We start from the raw sequence: 658 nt of genomic DNA, 5'->3' as shown, positions 1-658 counted from the left end.
GGCGTCTGCCGCCAAGCTTGGGAAAGCTTATCGAGCAACAAACAAGCAATTGGCCGCGGTTAAAGAACTCAATAAATACAAAAACAAACTTGCCGAGTTGAAAGCCAAACAAGCCAATACCACTCGCTCATCTCGCCGTTTGGCTGAAGGTATTAAAAACGTAGAGCGTCAGTATCGTTCAGCCAAGCGCTCCGCCAAACAATACGGAATTGAAGTGAATAACCTGGCACGTGCGCAGAAGAAACTACAGCGGAAAGCCGCCTTGCAGAAGTTCGGTACTAAGCTGATGCCCGGTGTGGGCAAAGTGGCAGCGGGTATTAAACGAGGTGCAGGGGTATTAGCCGGTGGTGCTACCGCCGCGTTTGGCTTATCCGCCTGGACCGCTAACCGACTCGATCCCATTGCCAAAACGGCCGATAAATTAGGTATAGGCATTGAAGCCCTGCAGGAATTTCAATATGCCGCTGAACGTTCAGGGGTATCCGTACAGCAATTTAATTTGGGCACACAACGAATGGTGAGACGCGTCGCGGAAGCGGCCAAAGGCACAGGCGAAGCGAAAAATGCGCTCGCCGAATTAGGCCTTAATGCGCAATGGCTGGGGAAATTAAAACCTGAACAACAATATGAACAAATTGCAGAAGCCATGAGTCAGGTG

1 protein-coding gene is annotated in these 658 nt (G+C 50.5%); it reads left to right on the top strand.

The window, feature by feature from the left end:
* On the top strand, positions 1 to 658 hold a 658-nt coding region (locus tag KCG35_RS25990; protein WP_215822812.1), incomplete at both ends, for a hypothetical protein.

Source organism: Zooshikella harenae, assembly GCF_018837975.1.
Classification (GTDB): domain Bacteria; phylum Pseudomonadota; class Gammaproteobacteria; order Pseudomonadales; family Zooshikellaceae; genus Zooshikella; species Zooshikella harenae.
This window is presented reverse-complemented; position numbering and strand designations above follow the sequence as displayed.